General features: G+C 55.0%; 15 protein-coding genes. 10 read left to right on the forward strand and 5 right to left on the reverse strand.

Annotated elements, in window-relative coordinates:
- Positions 1-5 precede the first annotated feature (5 nt).
- Both HV318_RS02300 and HV318_RS02305 read right to left on the reverse strand, forming a co-directional pair.
- Positions 6-1,073, reverse strand: coding sequence for an oxidoreductase (locus HV318_RS02300; protein ID WP_182271364.1), 1,068 nt, complete (start codon positions 1,071-1,073; stop codon positions 6-8).
- Between the two features lie 16 nt (positions 1,074-1,089).
- Positions 1,090-1,833: a DeoR/GlpR family DNA-binding transcription regulator gene (locus tag HV318_RS02305; RefSeq protein WP_182271365.1), complete on the reverse strand. Its 744-nt coding sequence runs from the start codon at positions 1,831-1,833 to the stop codon at positions 1,090-1,092.
- A gap of 143 nt (positions 1,834-1,976) precedes the next feature.
- Between HV318_RS02305 and HV318_RS02310 the strand changes: the two genes are divergently transcribed.
- The 3 genes from HV318_RS02310 to HV318_RS02320 all read left to right on the forward strand — a co-directional run bounded on the left by HV318_RS02310 (position 1,977) and on the right by HV318_RS02320 (position 5,258).
- Positions 1,977-2,252 carry a metal/formaldehyde-sensitive transcriptional repressor gene (locus HV318_RS02310; protein WP_003857256.1) on the forward strand — a complete coding sequence of 92 codons (276 nt, stop codon included), beginning with the start codon at positions 1,977-1,979 and terminating at the stop codon, positions 2,250-2,252.
- A gap of 33 nt (positions 2,253-2,285) precedes the next feature.
- The gene (locus HV318_RS02315) at positions 2,286-3,404 is read left to right on the forward strand and encodes an S-(hydroxymethyl)glutathione dehydrogenase/class III alcohol dehydrogenase (protein ID WP_182271366.1); all 1,119 of its coding nucleotides are present in this window, start codon (positions 2,286-2,288) and stop codon (positions 3,402-3,404) included.
- A 159-nt stretch (positions 3,405-3,563) separates the two neighbouring features.
- The gene (locus tag HV318_RS02320) at positions 3,564-5,258 is read left to right on the forward strand and encodes a methyl-accepting chemotaxis protein (protein ID WP_182271367.1); all 1,695 of its coding nucleotides are present in this window, start codon (positions 3,564-3,566) and stop codon (positions 5,256-5,258) included.
- A gap of 68 nt (positions 5,259-5,326) precedes the next feature.
- Here HV318_RS02320 and HV318_RS02325 read toward each other — a convergent pair whose 3' ends face one another.
- On the reverse strand, positions 5,327-6,250 hold the full coding sequence (locus HV318_RS02325) for a LysR substrate-binding domain-containing protein (protein ID WP_182271368.1): 924 nt from the start codon (positions 6,248-6,250) through the stop codon (positions 5,327-5,329).
- Between the two features lie 273 nt (positions 6,251-6,523).
- On the opposite strand from HV318_RS02325, the gene hglS reads away from it, so the two are divergent.
- Both hglS and HV318_RS02335 read left to right on the forward strand, forming a co-directional pair.
- On the forward strand, positions 6,524-7,867 hold the full coding sequence (gene hglS, locus HV318_RS02330; RefSeq protein WP_182271369.1) for a 2-oxoadipate dioxygenase/decarboxylase HglS: 1,344 nt from the start codon (positions 6,524-6,526) through the stop codon (positions 7,865-7,867).
- A 42-nt stretch (positions 7,868-7,909) separates the two neighbouring features.
- Positions 7,910-9,418, forward strand: a complete 1,509-nt coding sequence (locus HV318_RS02335; protein ID WP_182271370.1) for a carboxylesterase/lipase family protein — start codon at positions 7,910-7,912, stop codon at positions 9,416-9,418.
- On the opposite strand, the gene HV318_RS02340 is transcribed toward HV318_RS02335, so the two are convergent.
- Entirely contained in the window at positions 9,405-10,247 is an 843-nt protein-coding gene (locus tag HV318_RS02340) for a LysR family transcriptional regulator (RefSeq protein ID WP_182271371.1), read from the reverse strand. The two genes, HV318_RS02335 and HV318_RS02340, sit on opposite strands and share 14 nt — an antisense overlap.
- Positions 10,248-10,360: 113 nt before the next feature.
- On the opposite strand from HV318_RS02340, the gene HV318_RS02345 reads away from it, so the two are divergent.
- The 3 genes from HV318_RS02345 (at position 10,361) to HV318_RS02355 (ending at position 14,224) form a co-directional block, all read left to right on the forward strand.
- Positions 10,361-11,530, forward strand: coding sequence for a pyridoxal phosphate-dependent aminotransferase (locus tag HV318_RS02345; RefSeq protein ID WP_182274510.1), 1,170 nt, complete (start codon positions 10,361-10,363; stop codon positions 11,528-11,530).
- 33 nt (positions 11,531-11,563) lie between these two features.
- A complete protein-coding gene (locus tag HV318_RS02350; RefSeq protein WP_182271372.1) occupies positions 11,564-12,337 on the forward strand; it encodes a transporter substrate-binding domain-containing protein in 774 nt (257 codons plus the stop codon).
- Positions 12,338-12,568: 231 nt separating this feature from the next.
- The gene (locus tag HV318_RS02355; protein ID WP_182271373.1) at positions 12,569-14,224 is read left to right on the forward strand and encodes a glucan biosynthesis protein D; all 1,656 of its coding nucleotides are present in this window, start codon (positions 12,569-12,571) and stop codon (positions 14,222-14,224) included.
- 54 nt (positions 14,225-14,278) lie between these two features.
- Here the strand turns inward: HV318_RS02355 and ydcK are convergent, their stop codons facing one another.
- Positions 14,279-15,259: a YdcK family protein gene (ydcK, locus tag HV318_RS02360; RefSeq protein ID WP_182271374.1), complete on the reverse strand. Its 981-nt coding sequence runs from the start codon at positions 15,257-15,259 to the stop codon at positions 14,279-14,281.
- Positions 15,260-15,381: 122 nt separating this feature from the next.
- Between ydcK and tehA the strand changes: the two genes are divergently transcribed.
- Together tehA and tehB are read left to right on the forward strand one after the other, a co-directional pair.
- Positions 15,382-16,383, forward strand: a complete 1,002-nt coding sequence (gene tehA, locus HV318_RS02365) for a dicarboxylate transporter/tellurite-resistance protein TehA (protein WP_182271375.1) — start codon at positions 15,382-15,384, stop codon at positions 16,381-16,383.
- Complete coding sequence (gene tehB, locus HV318_RS02370) at positions 16,383-16,976, forward strand: tellurite resistance methyltransferase TehB (RefSeq protein WP_182271376.1); 594 nt, start codon at positions 16,383-16,385, stop codon at positions 16,974-16,976. Before tehA ends, tehB begins: the two co-directional genes overlap by 1 nt.

Genomic DNA, 16,976 nt, shown 5'->3' on the forward strand with positions numbered 1-16,976 from the left:
TCTGATTATTGCAGATGGGCGCGTTCTTCTGGCGTCAATTCCAGCGACTGGGTTGACCCTGTCTCTGATGATTTCACTGCCGCCTCCAGCACTGCCATGACCGCTAATGCCTCAACAGGATGAACCGGGTTATCGATCTTACCTGTCAGCGCATCGCGCACATTGATGTAATACTGGCGCTGGTCGCCTTTCGGGGTTTTAACCGCCTGCGCGTCGCCGCTGGCACCAAACAGCAGCATATCGTCGCTGTCTTCCCCCCAGCTTTCGCTACCTGGAATAACGCCAGCCAGCAGTTGCGCCTCCTGTTGGTCAATTCTGGCTTTTACCACGCTGCCTTTATCCCCGTGGACGGTAAAACGGGATGTCCCGCCCGCAACCAGCATGCTGCAATGCAGAATGACCTTGTGCTCCGGGTAATTTAATACAACGTGTGCCCAGTCATTAATTTCTGCGCCGTCGCGCAGTGTCGCAATATTGCCCTGAACGGACTGAGGCAGGCCAAAGAGCTGCAGCGTCTGGTCGATCAGGTGCGGCCCCAGGTCAAACCACAAACCACTCCCCGGGACGTTTTGCTCTCTCCAGCGCACGCGAACTTCCGGGCGGAAACGATCGATATGTGACTCAAGGTGTTTAATCTTACCGAGACTGCCTTGTTCAATAACCTGCTTAATACCGAGGAAATCGCTGTCCCAGCGGCGGTTGTGGAAGACGGAGAGCAGCAGCTGCTTTTCATCAGCCAGGGCAATCAGGTCGCGTGCTTCCTGCATATCAAGGGTGAATGGTTTATCCACCACCACATGTTTGCCTGAGTTGAGGGCAAGCGTCGCCAGCGGCGCATGAGTTGCGTTAGGGGAGGCTATTACCACCAGGTCAACATCCGGATGCTGGATTGCCTCTTCGGGGGACGCCACAACGGTCACATCCGGGATATCACGTTTGACCTTTTCTTCATCGCGAGAAGAAACCACTGCCAGCTTAAGTCCTTCAACCGACTGGATCAGCGGAGCATGGAAGGTTTTACCCACAAATCCATACCCGATCAGTGCAATGTTAATTGTCTTCATTTTATTCATGACCTTCTCCACGTTATTACGCGTCTGCAAGGGTGATTTGCAATGCGTCAGTATCCCCGGCTTCTGCCCAGGGACGGTCTAAAAACAGTTGATGAATGTCGGATAACCCGCAAACCAGATGCGGTTCACAGTGGTTTAATTTCAAATGGTCGGCGACGATCCAGTGTTCATGGCTTGCCGCCAGCATGGCTCGTTTGACTTCCGCATCGGCTTCTGTGCTGGCGCTCAGGCCGAGCCGGGCGTGAATGGCGCACGCGCCGAGGATAGCAATGTCCGCCCGGTAGCGGGACAGCAGGGATAGCGTGGCACTTCCGGCAAACAGGCGCTGCTTCTGATCCCATTTTCCGCCGAGCAGGATCAGCCCGATATCTTCCCGGTCGCTAAAATGCTGCGCGATATCCAGCGAGGGGGTGATCACCGTCAATGGCCCCTTAAGAAAACGCGCAACCGCCATCACCGTGCTGCCGGCATCCAGAAACAGCGTCGACCCGGCAGGGACGCTTTCCGCCACCCGTTTTCCCAGACGTTGCTTGGTTTCAGGCAGCAGCGTATTTCTGTCCTGGCGATCCATTGCCGGGAGATTAAGCGCGATAGCCCCGCCGTGGTTCTTCTGTGCCAGACCCTGTTTTTCGAGGTCGGTCAAATCACGGCGGATAGTATCAGCAGAAACCTGCAGCTTTTCTGCAAGCTCAGTAATACTGGCTTGGCCCTGTTCACTCAGAATATCAATGACATATTTTTGCCTGGCGGTTTTGTGCATGTTTCTTTTAATCCTGCAAAATGTCGCAATAAATCGCATATTACAGCATTTTGCGGGAAAGGGAATATCAGATGCAATGGACGGTTTACATAAACAAATAACTCAAATACTATACCCCCCTATAGTATCTTAAGGAGAGCCGTATGCCGCATTCGCCCGAAGATAAAAAGCGTATCCTGACCCGCGTTCGCCGCATTCGGGGGCAGGTCGATGCGCTTGAGCGCGCGCTGGAATCAGGCGATCCCTGTCTGGCTATCCTGCAGCAAATTGCCGCCGTGCGCGGTGCTGCCAATGGCCTGATGGGCGAGATGGTCGAAATTCACCTCAAAGATGAGCTGGTGACGGGGGAGACAACCCCGGATCAGCGGGCAGTTCGGATGGCAGAAGTCGGCCATTTACTGCGCTCTTATCTAAAATAAACCCACAGACCTCACAACAAGGGAAGAGACACTATGAAATCTCGCGCAGCTGTCGCGTTCGGCCCAGGCCAGCCACTGAAAATCGTTGAAATTGATGTCGCACCGCCGAAAAAAGGCGAAGTGCTGATCAAAATTACCCATACCGGCGTGTGTCATACCGATGCATTCACCCTGTCAGGGGATGATCCTGAAGGCGTATTCCCGGCAGTGCTCGGCCATGAAGGCGGTGGGATCGTGGTGGAAGTGGGCGAGGGTGTGACCAGCCTGAAGCCAGGCGATCACGTCATTCCGCTGTACACTGCGGAATGTGGCGAGTGTAAGTTCTGTAAATCCGGTAAAACCAACCTCTGCCAGGCCGTGCGTGCGACGCAGGGGAAAGGGCTGATGCCGGACGGTACCACCCGTTTCTCTTACAACGGTGAGCCGGTTTATCACTACATGGGGACCAGTACCTTCAGTGAGTACACCGTCTGCGCGGAGATCTCGCTGGCAAAAGTGAACCCGCGGGCTCCGCTGGACAAAGTCTGCCTGTTGGGTTGCGGTGTGACCACCGGGATCGGCGCGGTGCATAACACGGCGAAAGTCAAAGAGGGCGACACCGTTGCGGTGTTCGGTCTCGGTGGCATTGGTCTGGCGGTTATCCAGGGAGCGGTACAGGCAAAAGCCGGTCGTATCATCGCGGTTGATACCAATCCGGAGAAATTCCGGCTGGCGGGTGAAATGGGGGCGACCGATTTCGTGAACCCGAAAGATGACGAAAAACCGGTTCAGGACGTCATTGTTGAACTGACTGACGGTGGTGTCGATTTCAGCTTTGAATGCATTGGTAACGTTGACGTGATGCGTTCTGCCCTCGAATGTTGCCATAAAGGCTGGGGTGAGAGCGTTATCATTGGCGTGGCGGGTGCAGGTCAGGAGATCAAAACGCGTCCGTTCCAGCTGGTGACGGGGCGTGTATGGCGTGGTTCGGCATTCGGTGGCGTGAAAGGTCGCACCCAACTGCCGGGCATGGTTGAAGATGCGATGGCCGGGAAAATTCAGCTCGATCCGTTCATCACCCATCGCCTGCCGCTGGAACAGATCAATGAAGCATTCGATCTGATGCACGAAGGAAAGTCCATTCGTACCGTCATCCATTTCGGCGACAACTAATTATTCTGCCAGCGGTTTTTGCCGCTGGCCTTTCTTTAATAATCTTCTCTAAAGTGTGACCTGTCTTGCGCTTTTCGCCATAATCAAATTTCCTGCCGTGCCGATGACTATTTTACAGGCGTGTTTATACGCATCTTACCTACAAGAGAGTCGACGGTCATGGACAACACAACTTCGATGCAGGCGCAGCAAAAGCTGAGCTTCTTGCATCACATCAGGCTGGTTCCGCTGTTTTCCTCCATTCTCGGTGGCATCATTCTTCTGTTTGCCTTGAGCTCAGGCCTGGCGGGCTATTTCCTGTTGAAAGCGGATACCGATCAGCAGGATGTCACATCAGAAATTCAGGTTCGTCTGGGTTTATCAAACAGCTCTAACCACCTGCGAACCGCGCGTATCAACATGATCCATGCAGGTGCGGCAAGCCGTATCGCTGAAATGGAGGCGATGAAGCAAAACATCAGTGAAGCAGAAACGCGTATTAAGCAGTCGCAGGAGGGATTTAACGCGTACATGAATCGCGCTGTGCGCACACCTGCCGACGAAGCGCTGGATACTGACATAAAAGCGCATTATGACGCGTATATCGCCGGCCTTCAGCCGATGCTCAAATTTGCCAAAAACGGCATGTTTGAAGCCATCATTAACCACGAAAATGACATTGCGCGTCCGCTGGATGACGCCTATAACGACGTGTTGTTGAAGGCGATTAAAATCCGTACCGATCGTGCCAACGCATTGACAGCAGAGGCACATACCCGAACACAACTGGGGCTGATGTTTATGATCGGTGCGTTCGGGCTGGCACTGGTGCTGACGGTCATGACCTTCATCGTACTGCGCCGCACGGTGATCAACCCGCTGCAACGTGCTGCAACGCGCATTGAGAATATCGCTAAAGGCGATCTGACCATGTCGGAGGATGTGGCAGGGCGTAGCGAAATCGGGCGTCTGACGCGCGATCTGCAAATCATGCAGCGCTCTCTGGTGACCACGGTAGGCACCGTGCGTCAGGGAGCGGAAGAGATCTACCGCGGCACCAGCGAGATTTCTGCCGGTAACACCGACCTCTCTTCACGCACCGAGCAGCAGGCCGCCGCCATTGAACAGACGGCAGCCAGCATGGAACAGCTGACGGCAACCGTGAAGCAAAACGCCGATAACGCACATCATGCAAGCAAGCTGGCGGAAGATGCCTCTGGCAAAGCCAGCCGCGGTGGTCAGATGGTTTCCGGCGTGGTGAAAACAATGGGTAACATTTCCACCAGTTCGAAGAAAATCTCTGAAATTACCGCAGTCATTAACAGCATTGCGTTCCAGACTAATATCCTGGCACTCAACGCCGCGGTAGAAGCCGCACGAGCGGGTGAGCAAGGCCGTGGTTTTGCGGTGGTGGCGAGTGAGGTGCGTACTCTGGCAAGTCGCAGTGCGAATGCAGCAAAAGAGATTGAAAGTCTGATCAACGAATCCGTGTCACTGATTGACCAGGGTTCCGGCGAGGTGGTGGCTGCGGGCAACACCATGAATGAAATTGTCGAGGCGGTTAAACGCGTCACCGATATTATGCTGGAGATTGCCGCTGCGTCTGACGAACAGAGCCGGGGTATTGTGCAGGTGAGCCAGGCGATTTCGGAGATGGATAAAGTCACCCAGCAGAACGCCTCGCTGGTGGAAGAAGCCTCTGCAGCCGCGGCATCGCTCGAAGAGCAGGGTGCGCGTCTGACTGAGGCCGTCGGAGCGTTTCGGTTGAGTGGTAAAACACAGGGGCGTGGACAACCTCAGACCTCTGTGGCCGTAAAACCTGCGGCGTTACGTCCAACGGTCGCGGATAACGGGGATAACTGGGAAACGTTCTGAGTGTGGTAACCGACAAAAAAAGGGATCATCTGATCCCTTTTTTTATGCAGTCCGCTTAACAGGGGCCATCAGGCTGGCATTGATTTACGGATCGCGCTGAGCAGCGTTTGTGCGCCTGATGAGAGTGGGGCATCTACCCGGGTGAGGATCCCAATAGGTTCACCCGCCCCCGGCGATGTGACCGGCAGTGCTGTTAGTGTACCCCGGCGTAAATCGTCTTTTACCGCGCCGGAAGGCACGAACCAGACGTAGTCAAAATCTACGGTGAGCTGGCGTGAAAGAGAGGCCGACAGCGTTTCAATACAACCTGAAGGTAGCTTGCAGCCCTGCATCTCTAATAACGCCTCGGCGTTCTGGCGCGGAACTGTACCTTTTGGTGACACCACTACAGGCCACTCCATGACGCGGCTTAAGGTGACGGTGTCCTGCAGCAACGGGTGGTTGGGACGCACGACCAGCTTCAGTGATTCCAGGAACAGCAGTTCGTAATTAAGCCCCCCCATCAGTTCAGGATCGGACATGCGCCCAATGCCGAGATCCAGCTCGCCGGATTTCAGCCCCGCGAGCAGCATGGTGTTATTCATGGTCGCGACCTGGATCGTCGTATGCTTTTGCTGCTTGTGGAACTGACCAATAACGGCAGGCAAAATCCCCAGCGCAGCCGTAGGCAGAGCGCCAACGCGCACAATCTCGCTGGCGTGCTCCTCTTTACGGTTCAACGCCTGACCTGCGGTGTTGAGAGCATCCAGAACCTTGACGGCGTGCGTCAGGAATTGTTCCCCCACAAGCGTAAGTTGTGCGCCCAGGCGACCACGATCGAAAAGCCGGGTTCCGGTGAGTTGTTCCAGCTCGTTTAGCGTTTTTGAGAGGGCGGGCTGGCTAAGGTTAAGAGTTTCAGCCGCTCGCCCCAGCGTTCCCTGTTGAGCGACGGCCACAAATGTATGCAAATGGCGCAAGCGTATGCGCTGACTGAACAGACCATTTTTTTCCATAGGCGATGTTAAAAACAGAGCGGTGCGGGTGACAAGTTAAGTTGTTTAATTTTGATAACCTGATAGCAAAATATTTTTAACATTTGATCTGTTTGAGTTACAAGCTGTTTTTCGCGCCGCGCAATTTTCCCTCATGAGCCAGGGTTCTGAGTTTGTTCCGGAAAGAGCAGGCTTTAACCACTCGCCTGTCCAGATCACAAATCGTAAATTCTTCCCGCCAGAAAGAACGGGCTTCTCTACACTCCAGGTAATATTCACTGGAGGCATGACATCATGGCGAACACCATCACGGCTGATGATATTCGGGAACACTTTTCGCAGGCTATGTCGGCGATGTACCAGCAGGAAGTTCCGCAGTACGGCACATTGCTTGAACTGGTTGCGGACGTAAACCTGGCGGTTCTGGAAAATAACCCGCTCTTACATGAACAACTGGCGAACTCAGATGAACTGGCGCGTCTGAATGTTGAGCGCCACGGTGCGATCCGTGTCGGTACTGCGCTTGAACTTTCAACATTACGTCGCATGTTTGCCATTATGGGCATGTACCCGGTCAGCTATTACGACCTCTCCCAGGCAGGGGTTCCCGTCCACTCGACGGCGTTCCGGCCGGTGGAGGATGCAGCACTTTGCCGTAATCCATTTCGTATTTTCACATCGCTGCTACGTCTTGAGTTGATTGAAAATGTCGCCCTGCGCGAACGGGCGGCGGAGATCCTCTCACGGCGATACATCTTCACGCCACGCTGTCTGGAACTTATTGAACTGCATGAATCAACCGGGCAGTTCACCGACGCACAGGCGCGTGAGTTTGTTCAGGAAGCACTGGAAACCTTCCGCTGGCACCGCCATGCGACGGTCGATCAGGAAACCTACCTGGCACTGCATAATGAACACCGCCTGATTGCCGACGTGGTCTGTTTCCCCGGTTGCCACATCAACCATCTCACACCGCGCACGCTGGATATCGACCGGGTGCAGGAGCTGATGCCGAAGTACGGTATTGAGCCAAAAATTTTGATTGAAGGGCCGCCGCGTCGAGAGGTGCCAGTTTTGCTACGCCAGACCAGCTTTAAAGCGCTGGAGGAACCGGTGTTCTTTGCCGGGGAACATAAAGGCACCCATACCGCCCGGTTTGGTGAAATTGAGCAGCGCGGCGTCGCACTCACGCCGAAAGGCCGCGAACTGTACGATAGTTTGCTCGGGCAGGCCGGGACGGGCAAAGACAACCTGACGCACCAGCTGCATTTGCAGGATATCTTTAGCGCTTTCCCGGACAGCGAAATGTTAATGCGCCGTCAGGAGCTGGCGTATTTCCGCTATCGCCTGACACCCGCAGGGGAAGCGCATCGCCATGCGTTTCGTCCGGGTGACGATCCGCAGCCACTGATTGAGCGCGGGTGGGTGGTCGCACAGCCGATCACCTACGAAGATTTTCTGCCGGTCAGTGCAGCAGGGATTTTTCAGTCGAACCTCGGCAATGAAACTCAGGCGCGAAGCCATGGTAATGCCAGCCGCGAGGCTTTTGAAGCGGCGCTGGGAAGCCCGGTCTATGACGAGTTTACCCTTTACCAGGAGGCGGAAACACGCAGCAAACAGCGTTGCGGTTTACTCTGAAATCGTTACTCTGCTGGGGTGTGATGGAAAAAGAAGGTGGTTATGAAAAATTCCTCCGCCCCCGTGGCTGAAACGCTGCAGGGCGCTCTGACGGGTTTTACCGATGACAATGTTCACGTCTGGTGCGGCATACCCTATGCTGCACCGCCTGTTGGTCAGTGGCGCTGGCGTTCCCCGCAACCGCCCGAACGCTGGGACGGTGTGCGGCAGGCGACGACGTTTTCTGCCTCAAGCTGGCAAAGCAGTGAGTATTGCCAGGAACTTGGCGGCGGCGATCCCGGTCAATTTTCTGAAGATTGTCTTTACCTCAACGTCTGGTCGCCGGCCACGCACCAGGCTCCGCTTCCGGTGATGGTCTGGCTGCACGGCGGCGGGTTTACCATCGGCGCGGGTGGACTTCCACCGTATAACGGCAAAGCGCTGGCAGAACGTGGCGTGGTTGTTGTGACCCTCAATTACCGTCTCGGGCATCTCGGCTTTTTCGCCCATCCTGCGCTGGAGGGAGAAGAAGATCGCGTGGTGCATAATTTCGCGTTGCTCGACCAGATTGCGGCGCTGGGCTGGGTGCGGGACAATATTGCCGCGTTTGGCGGCGATCCGAACAACATCACGCTGTTTGGCGAATCAGCCGGTGCGCGCAGTGTGTTGTCACTGCTGGCATCTCCTCTGGCGGAGGGGGCATTCCATAAAGCGATTGTGCAAAGCGGGTACACGTTACCGGACACGCCGCGCGAGCAGGCAATGCAAAAAGGGGAAGCGCTGGCCACACATTTTGGCCTTGAAAACGCCAGCGCGGAGCAGTTGCGCGCCATTCCGCCAGAGGCGTTCTGGTCTCTGACGGCTCCGCTGAACATTGCCCCTGCGCCGGTGGTGGGAGATTGTGTCCTGCCGGAAGCGATGCTCGATATGTTCTTTGCTGCCCGCCAGCATCCGGTTCCGGTCATGATTGGCTCTAACAGCGATGAGGCCAGCGTGATGGCGGTATTTGGCATCGATCTTGCCGGGCAAATTCAGAAGCTTCGCCGTGAACGACGTTTTGGCCTGGGGTTGATTAAGCTGCTCTATCCGGGTGTGAAGGGGGATGAGGAGCTGGGCAGGCAGGTGTGTCGTGATATGGCTTTCACCACGATGGGATATGTGGTGATGCAGGCTCAGCAACGCATCGGCGCGCCGTGCTGGCGCTACTGGTTTGATTATGTGGCGGAAGCGGAACATGCGACTTATGTCAACGGTGCCTGGCACGGTAACGAAGTGCCTTATGTTTTTGACACGCTGGGACAGATAGAACCTTCCCGCCAGTATGTCAACGCCCGCGATCTACAGTTTTCTGCAAACGTAGCCGACTACTGGGTAAGCTTTGCACGTGACGCCCACAGTAGCCGTGACATCCTCCCGGGGCCGACGCACTGGCCCGCCTGCCGCAAAGGCCGCGATGTGTTGCTACGTATTGGCGTGAATAAACATGCAGGTTTCAGGCTTGAGAACCGCTTTATGCGCGCCCGCATGAGTCTCTTTAAGCGAGTGATGAAGCACCACGTCAGCCTCGACTGAGCAGGCAGGAACGAAACGCCGCCAGGCCATGTTCGGGGCCTGGCGATTCGCGTAACACCAGCCGATAGCTCGCACCGGTTTTAATGCTCGTCTCAAAAGGCCGCGCCAGCCTTCCGGCGCGGACATCTTCTTCCACCAGTGTCTCGTCGGCGATGGCAATGCCCAGCCCCTGAATGGCAGCAGTAATGGCGAGATCCATCGTATCGAAGTGTTGATTTTTGTGCATGACAAATGTCGGATGCGTCTGTTTCGCCAGCCACAATGACCAGTCAGTCTTATCCCTTGTCGGGTGGAGAAACGTCAGTGACTCCAGCGCCGCCCCCGCCCGCAACGGGCTGAGTACCGGGGTTAAGGCCTCTTCAAACAGCAGATCGCCCGCACTCATGTGGGTGCCGAAAACAATGGCCGCGTCGTAGGATTCGGTTTTGAAATTGACGTTGTGATCGGTGGTCGTGGTTAAGGCGATTTGCAGATCAGGCTGCTCGCGCTCGACCTCCAGCAGACGGGGTACCAGCCAGCGCATGGCACAGGTAGGCGCTTTCAGACGGATCACGGTTTGCTGGGCACGGGCCTGCAGGGCCACGGTAAGCAGATGCTCAAAAGCGGATTGCAGCTCCGGAAGCAGGGCACTGCCTTGCGGGGAGAGGCGCAGACCGCGTGAATGACGCTCAAATAAGGGAAAACCAAACCACGCTTCAAGGGCGGCAATTTTGCGGCTCACGGCTCCCTGAGTCAGGCAAAGCTCTCTGGCAGCATGGGTGAGATTAAGGTGACGCGCGGTTTTCAAAAACGCGTCAACCGCATTGAGCGGGAATGAACGGCGCGACATAGAACACCTCAGTTATGCATTTTTCTCATGGCTATTATGACAACAATTCGATTGTCCCGACAACGCACTTATTGTTTGAATAGTTATGCAATATCCACGAGAAGGGACAGATGATGACTTTGAAAACCCCGGTGCAAGCCCGTTCCAAACTGCCTGACGTTGGTACCACCATTTTTACCGTTATCGGTCAGCTCTCTGCCCGACATAACGCCATCAACCTTTCTCAGGGTGCGCCGAATTTTTCCTGCGACCCGAAACTGATAGCCGGCGTGACCCGTGCGATGGAAGCCGGGCATAACCAGTACGCGGCGATGACCGGCCTGCAGCCATTGAAGGAGCGTATCGCGGAAAAAATCGCCACCCTTTACGGCACACAGTATGACCCGGGCAGCGAGGTGCTGGTCACGGCCAGCGCCAGTGAAGGGCTTTACTCGGCAATCAGCGGACTGGTGCATCCGGGTGATGAGGTGATTTACTTCGAGCCGTCATTTGACAGCTATGCGCCAATTGTGCGCCTGCAGGGGGCCACACCGGTTGCCATCAAGCTGACCGTACCAGACTTTGCCGTTAACTGGGATGAAGTCCGGGCAGCAATCACCCCGCGAACGCGCATGATCATCATCAACACGCCGCATAACCCGAGTGGCCAGGTGTTTTCAGCGCATGACCTGCAACAGCTGGCGGCGGTGACCCGTAATACCGATATCATTATTTTGTCTGACGAAGTGTATGAACATGTGGTGTTTGACGGTGAACCGCACCACGGGATGGCCACGCACCCGCAACTGGCGGAGCGGAGCGTCATTATCTCATCTTTCGGAAAAACCTATCACGTCACTGGCTGGCGCGTAGGGTATTGTGTTGCGCCAGCGGTACTGATGGACGAAATCTGCAAGGTCCATCAATTTCTGATGTTTTCTGCCGATACCCCCATGCAGCACGCGTTTGCCGAACATATGACCGATCCGCAAACCTGGCTGTCGCTGGCGGCGTTTTATCAGCGTAAGCGCGACCTGCTGCAAAATTTGTTGAGTGATTCACCGTTCAGGCTGCTGCCGAGTGCCGGTTCATTCTTCCTGCTGGCGGATTACAGCCATTTCAGCGAGGAGAGTGACAGCGACATGGTGAAACGGCTGATTACTGAATACGGTGTTGCCACGATCCCGCTGTCGGCGTTTTATGCTGACGGCACAGATAATAAATTGATCCGTCTCTCTTTTGCGAAAGATGAGGCGACGTTACGGGCAGGTGCCCAGGCCCTGTGTCGGGTTAAACCACGCTAAGTGCCTATCCCATTAGGCTCGAAGGAGTTGTTGATGAAATTACGCGCGTTAGTTGTCGGCATGGGATTGCTGTGTACGTTTTCGTCGTTCGCCGCCACTGAGCTGCGTTACGGGCTGGAAGCGGAATATCCACCGTTTGAGAGCCGTAATGCCTCCGGTGAGCTGGAAGGGTTTGACGTTGAGCTGGGCAAGGCGATTTGCAACGCAGCCGCGCTGAAATGTAGCTGGGTTGAAACATCATTTGATGCGTTGATCCCGGGACTGGCGGCGAAGAAATTTGATGCTATTAACTCGGCGATGAACATCACCGAACAGCGGCGCAAGAGCATTGATTTTACCCAGCCTATCTACCGTATCCCTTCCCAGCTCGTCGGCAAGGCCGGCACGGCGGTTGAGGCAACGCCTGAAGGGCTGAAAGGCAAAACCATCGGCGTGCTGCAGGGCTCGATTCAGGAAACCTATGCTAAAGAGCACTGGGAAAAACACGGTGTCACCGTAGTGTCTTACAAAGATCAGAACATGGCGTGGGGAGATTTGCTGAATGGCCGCATTGATGCCTCGCTGGTGATGTCAGCTGCCGGGCAGGCAGGTTTCCTCAGCAAGCCGCAGGGTAAAGGGTTTGGTTTTATCGGCAAACCGGTGTCTGACGACACGATCCTGGGCAGCGGTATCGGCTTTGGGTTGCGTAAGGGGGATGAGGCTACCCAAAAGCAACTTAATGCCGCAATCGATAAAGTGCGTGCCGACGGCACGATCGCCAGACTCGCTGATAAGTACTTCCCGGGTATCGATGTCAGCGTAAAATAAGCGTCTCGTTTGGTCCCGGCTGTTGATGTCCAGCCGGGACTCTTTTATACCGCGCTTTACATCACTTCCGTGCTGTTCCGGTCGACAGAAAATATTTCTCACTTTGTTCATATAATCACCTGGCAACAATTGGATTCTTAACCGTTTTTGTTTAGGCTGTGCGTTCTTTCTTGCCGTCGTTTCGCCACTCGCGAAATACATTCACACGACCATAAGGACGTTTTTCCAGGCATGAATCGCAGACGTTTTTTAAAAGGCTCGCTGGCAATGGCTGCCCTGAGCGGCACATCTGGCCTTGCTTCTCTGTTTTCCCAGGCGGCATACGCTGCTGACTCTGATATTGCTGACGGTCAGAGCCATCGTTTTGATTTCTCCGTACTGCAATCTATGGCGCATGATCTGGCAAAAACCCCGTGGGGGGGTGCACCGCGTCCGCTACCGGAAACGCTGGCAACCATGACGCCGCAGGCGTACAACGCCATTCGATACGATGAAAAGCAGTCACTGTGGAATAATATTGAAGGCCGTCAGCTTGACGTGCAGTTCTTCCATATGGGGATGGGTTTCCGCCGCCGTGTGCGCATGTTCTCACTGGATCAATCCACGTCCCAGGCGCGTGAGATCCACTTCCGACCGGAACTGTTCAGTTACGGTGACACGGGTGTGGATACCAAACAGCTGGAAGGGCAAAGCGATCTCGGTTTTGCGGGTTTTCGCGCCTTTAAAGCGCCTGAGCTGGCGCGTCGCGATATTGTCTCGTTCCTGGGCGCAAGCTATTTCCGCGCGGTTGACGATACCTACCAGTACGGTCTTTCTGCCCGTGGTCTGGCGGTGGATACCTTTACCGATACGCCGGAAGAGTTTCCTGATTTCACCGCGTTCTGGTTTGAAACCGTCAAACCGGGCGACACCACCTTTACCGTCTATACGCTGCTGGATAGCCCAAGCATCACCGGTGCCTATAAGTTCGTGATCCACTGTGAGAAGAGTCAGGTGATCATGGAGGTGGAAAACCATCTCTATGCGCGTAAGAACATCAAACAGCTGGGCATCGCGCCGATGACCAGTATGTTCAGCTGCGGTAATAACGAACGCCGCATGTGCGACACCATTCACCCACAAATTCATGACTCCGACCGTCTGGCGATGTGGCGTGGTAACGGCGAGTGGATCTGCCGCCCGCTGAACAACCCGCAGAAACTGCAGTTCAATGCCTATGTCGACAAAAATCCGAAAGGGTTTGGTTTGCTGCAGCTTGACCGTGATTTCTCCCACTATCAGGACATCATGGGCTGGTATAACAAACGCCCAAGCCTGTGGGTTGAACCGCGCAACAACTGGGGCAAAGGCGCAGTTGGCCTGATGGAGATCCCGACCACGGGTGAAACGCTGGATAACGTGGTGTGCTTCTGGCAGCCAGAGAAACCAGTGGAAGCAGGCGATGAGCTGGACTTCAAATATCGTCTTTACTGGAGCGCGCAGCCACCTGTGCGTTCCCCGCTGGCGAATGTCTACGCGACCCGTACCGGTATGGGCGGTTTCCCGGAAGGCTGGGCACCTGGTGAAAACTATCCGAAAGTGTGGGCCCGTCGCTTTGCTATCGACTTCGTCGGTGGCGATCTGAAGGCCGCCGCGCCGAAAGGGATTGAACCGGTGATCACGCTTTCCAGTGGTGAAGCGAAGCAGATTGAGATCCTCTACGTCGAGCCGTTTGACGGGTATCGCATTCTGTTTGACTGGTACCCAACGTCTGATTCAACAGATCCGGTGGATATGCGTCTGTTCCTGCGCTGCCAGGGGGAGGCTATCAGCGAAACCTGGTTGTATCAGTACTTCCCGCCTGCGCCGGATAAACGTCACTACGTTGACGACCGGGTTATGCGTTAATCGGGTGGAAATCTGCCGGGTGGCGCTATGCTAACCCGGCATACAACAACTTCGCTATAAAGCCCCCAGTAACGGCGTGCGGGTGATCCGCTGATTGCCGTTAATCACTTTTTCACCGCGCAGGTGAATATTTTCGCCCGCAAAAGCCTCAATGACCACATCGTCGGTAACATCCACCCGGTGCTCAATTAACACATCACCACTGATCCGTGCGCGTCCCTGAATGACAACCCGGTCGTCAAGCATGATTGGCCCGCCGCGTAACCACGCCTGGCCGCCGATCAGCACATGGTGCTTAATGATGCAGTTGCCTTCGACCACCGCATTCTCCGCCACCTGAGAGCTGTAGCGCACGGTAGGAATGGCATCCTCGCCAAAACCGGCAATCAGACGCGCATTGCCATACACTTTCGCACAGTCGCAAACCCAGACGTTATTGAGATCGTTGCCCTCGAGAATGGCATTGTCGAACACTTCGGCGCGGTGCTCAATAAACGCATAATTCACCAGCGCCTCGCCGTAGATTTGCGCCTGATGCACAACGTGCGATCGGCTCACGGTGGCTTTATCGTAGATTTTAAGGATCTGCTCGTGGTCAGGCGTAAGCCCTTTGGCCGCAATAACCATGCTGTTGTGAAGCACGCGGGCATCGCCGTAAATATGGCATTCGCCACGCACGCTGGAATGCTGAATGGTGACGTTGTCACTTATTTGCGCCCCATGACTGACCTGAGCGCCATCCAGCCAGCTGTTACCGCCAATACGGGCGTGATGGCTAACGACGCAAGGCAGGGTAAGACGGGCATTATCAGACACAGTGGCTCCGGCAAACACCACGCTGTTTTCGTCGTAGATCCAGCAGTGCCCCTCTTGTGCGAGGGCGCTCTCATCGTCAATCCAGCCGCCTTTTGTCCCGCTGACAATGTCGTTAAAATCAGCGGTGGCGATAATTTGTCGCAGGGTGGTCGAGCGTTTTGTCTCACCGTTTTGCCATTGCCAGAGGCGGGTTTCGTCGCTAAGCCGGTACTTTTTCATGATGTTATCTCTGATAAGCGTCTTAACTAAACGTAGCAAACTTTCGGCTTTGCGAAGTGCTGGCATCCGCTGCGGAAACCCCTTAAAATGGCATTTAAAATACATTTTAAAATTTAAAATAAATGCATAAAAGTAACAAAGCTCAACAAGTCCTTAACTTACCCGCGGGCTACTTTGGTATGGTGCTGGGAACCATTGGTATGGGCTTCGCCTGGCGTTACGCCAGTACTATCTGGCCGGTGACGCGCTGGCCGGGAGAGTGTCTGGTTGCCCTGGCAGTGGGGATCTGGTTTTTGCTGACAGTGGCATTTATCACCCGCGCGATCCGTTTTCCGCACAGCGTACTGGCGGAAATGCGTCATCCGGTGATGAGCAGTTTTGTCAGCCTTTTTCCCGCCACGACCATGCTGGTGGCTATCGGTTTTGTTCCCTGGTTCCGCCCGGTCTCGCTGGGATTGTTCAGCGTAGGGGTGGTGGTTCAGCTCTCATATTCTGCCTGGCAAAGCGCCGGGTTATGGCGCGGTAAACACCCGGAAGAGGCCACAACGCCCGGGTTATATCTGCCTACGGTCGCGAACAACTTTATTAGCGCGATGGCCTGTGGTGCGCTGGGGTTCAATGATGCGGGATTAGTCTTCCTGGGGGCGGGGATTTTTTCCTGGCTCAGCCTCGAACCAGTGATTTTACAACGCCTGCGCAGCGCCGGGGAGCTACCTTCGGCGCTACGTACCTCATTGGGTATTCAACTGGCTCCCGCGCTGGTGGCCTGTAGTGCCTGGTTTAGCGTCAACGGCGGTGAGGCGGATACCCTGGCCAAAATGCTGTTCGGCTACGGCCTGTTGCAACTGCTGTTTATGCTGCGCCTGATGCCGTGGTATCTGTCCCAGCCCTTTAACGCCTCTTTCTGGAGCTTCTCGTTCGGCGTTTCAGCGCTGGCGACCACCGGGTTACATCTGGGACAGAGCAGCCCGTCGGGTTTCTTCCACGTTATTGCGCTCCCCCTGTTTATTTTCACCAACGTCATCATTGTGATGCTGTTGGTTCGTACATTTATCTTGCTGATGCAGGGCAAACTTCTGGTGCGCACTGATAAGGCTCTGCTTATGCCATCTGAGGAAAAATAATGACTGTTGCTGAGAATATCTTCACCGAAAAATATGGTCTGACCCGTACGCACTCTGAGGTGCTGTACAGCGCGAAAATCGTTAAGCCGGGTAATACGCTCGATCTCGGGTGTGGTAATGGGCGTAACAGTCTCTGGCTTGCCGCCAACGGTTACGATGTGACGGCGTGGGATAAAAACCCAATGAGCATTGATACCATCGAGCGTATTAAAGCGGCGGAAGGGATCGAAAACCTGCAGACGGCGATCAAAGATCTCAACAGCCTGAGCTTTGACGGAGAGTACGATTTTATTCTTTCCACCGTGGTACTGATGTTCCTGGAAGCGAAAACCATCCCTGGTCTCATCACCAATATGCAGCGTTGCACCAGACCGGGCGGTTACAACCTGATTGTGGCTGCAATGGATACGGTGGATTATCCGTGCACCGTCGGTTTTCCGTTTGCCTTTAAAACCGGAGAATTGAGCAATTACTATGCTGGCTGGGAGTTGCTTAAATATAACGAGGAAGTCGGGGAGCTGCACCGCACTGACGCAAACGGAAACCGCATCAAGCTGCGTTTTGCCACCATGCTGGCGCGCAAAAACGCGTAA

Origin of the sequence: Enterobacter sp. RHBSTW-00901, from assembly GCF_014103115.1 — a bacterium.
In the GTDB taxonomy this organism is placed as follows: domain Bacteria; phylum Pseudomonadota; class Gammaproteobacteria; order Enterobacterales; family Enterobacteriaceae; genus Enterobacter; species Enterobacter cloacae_P.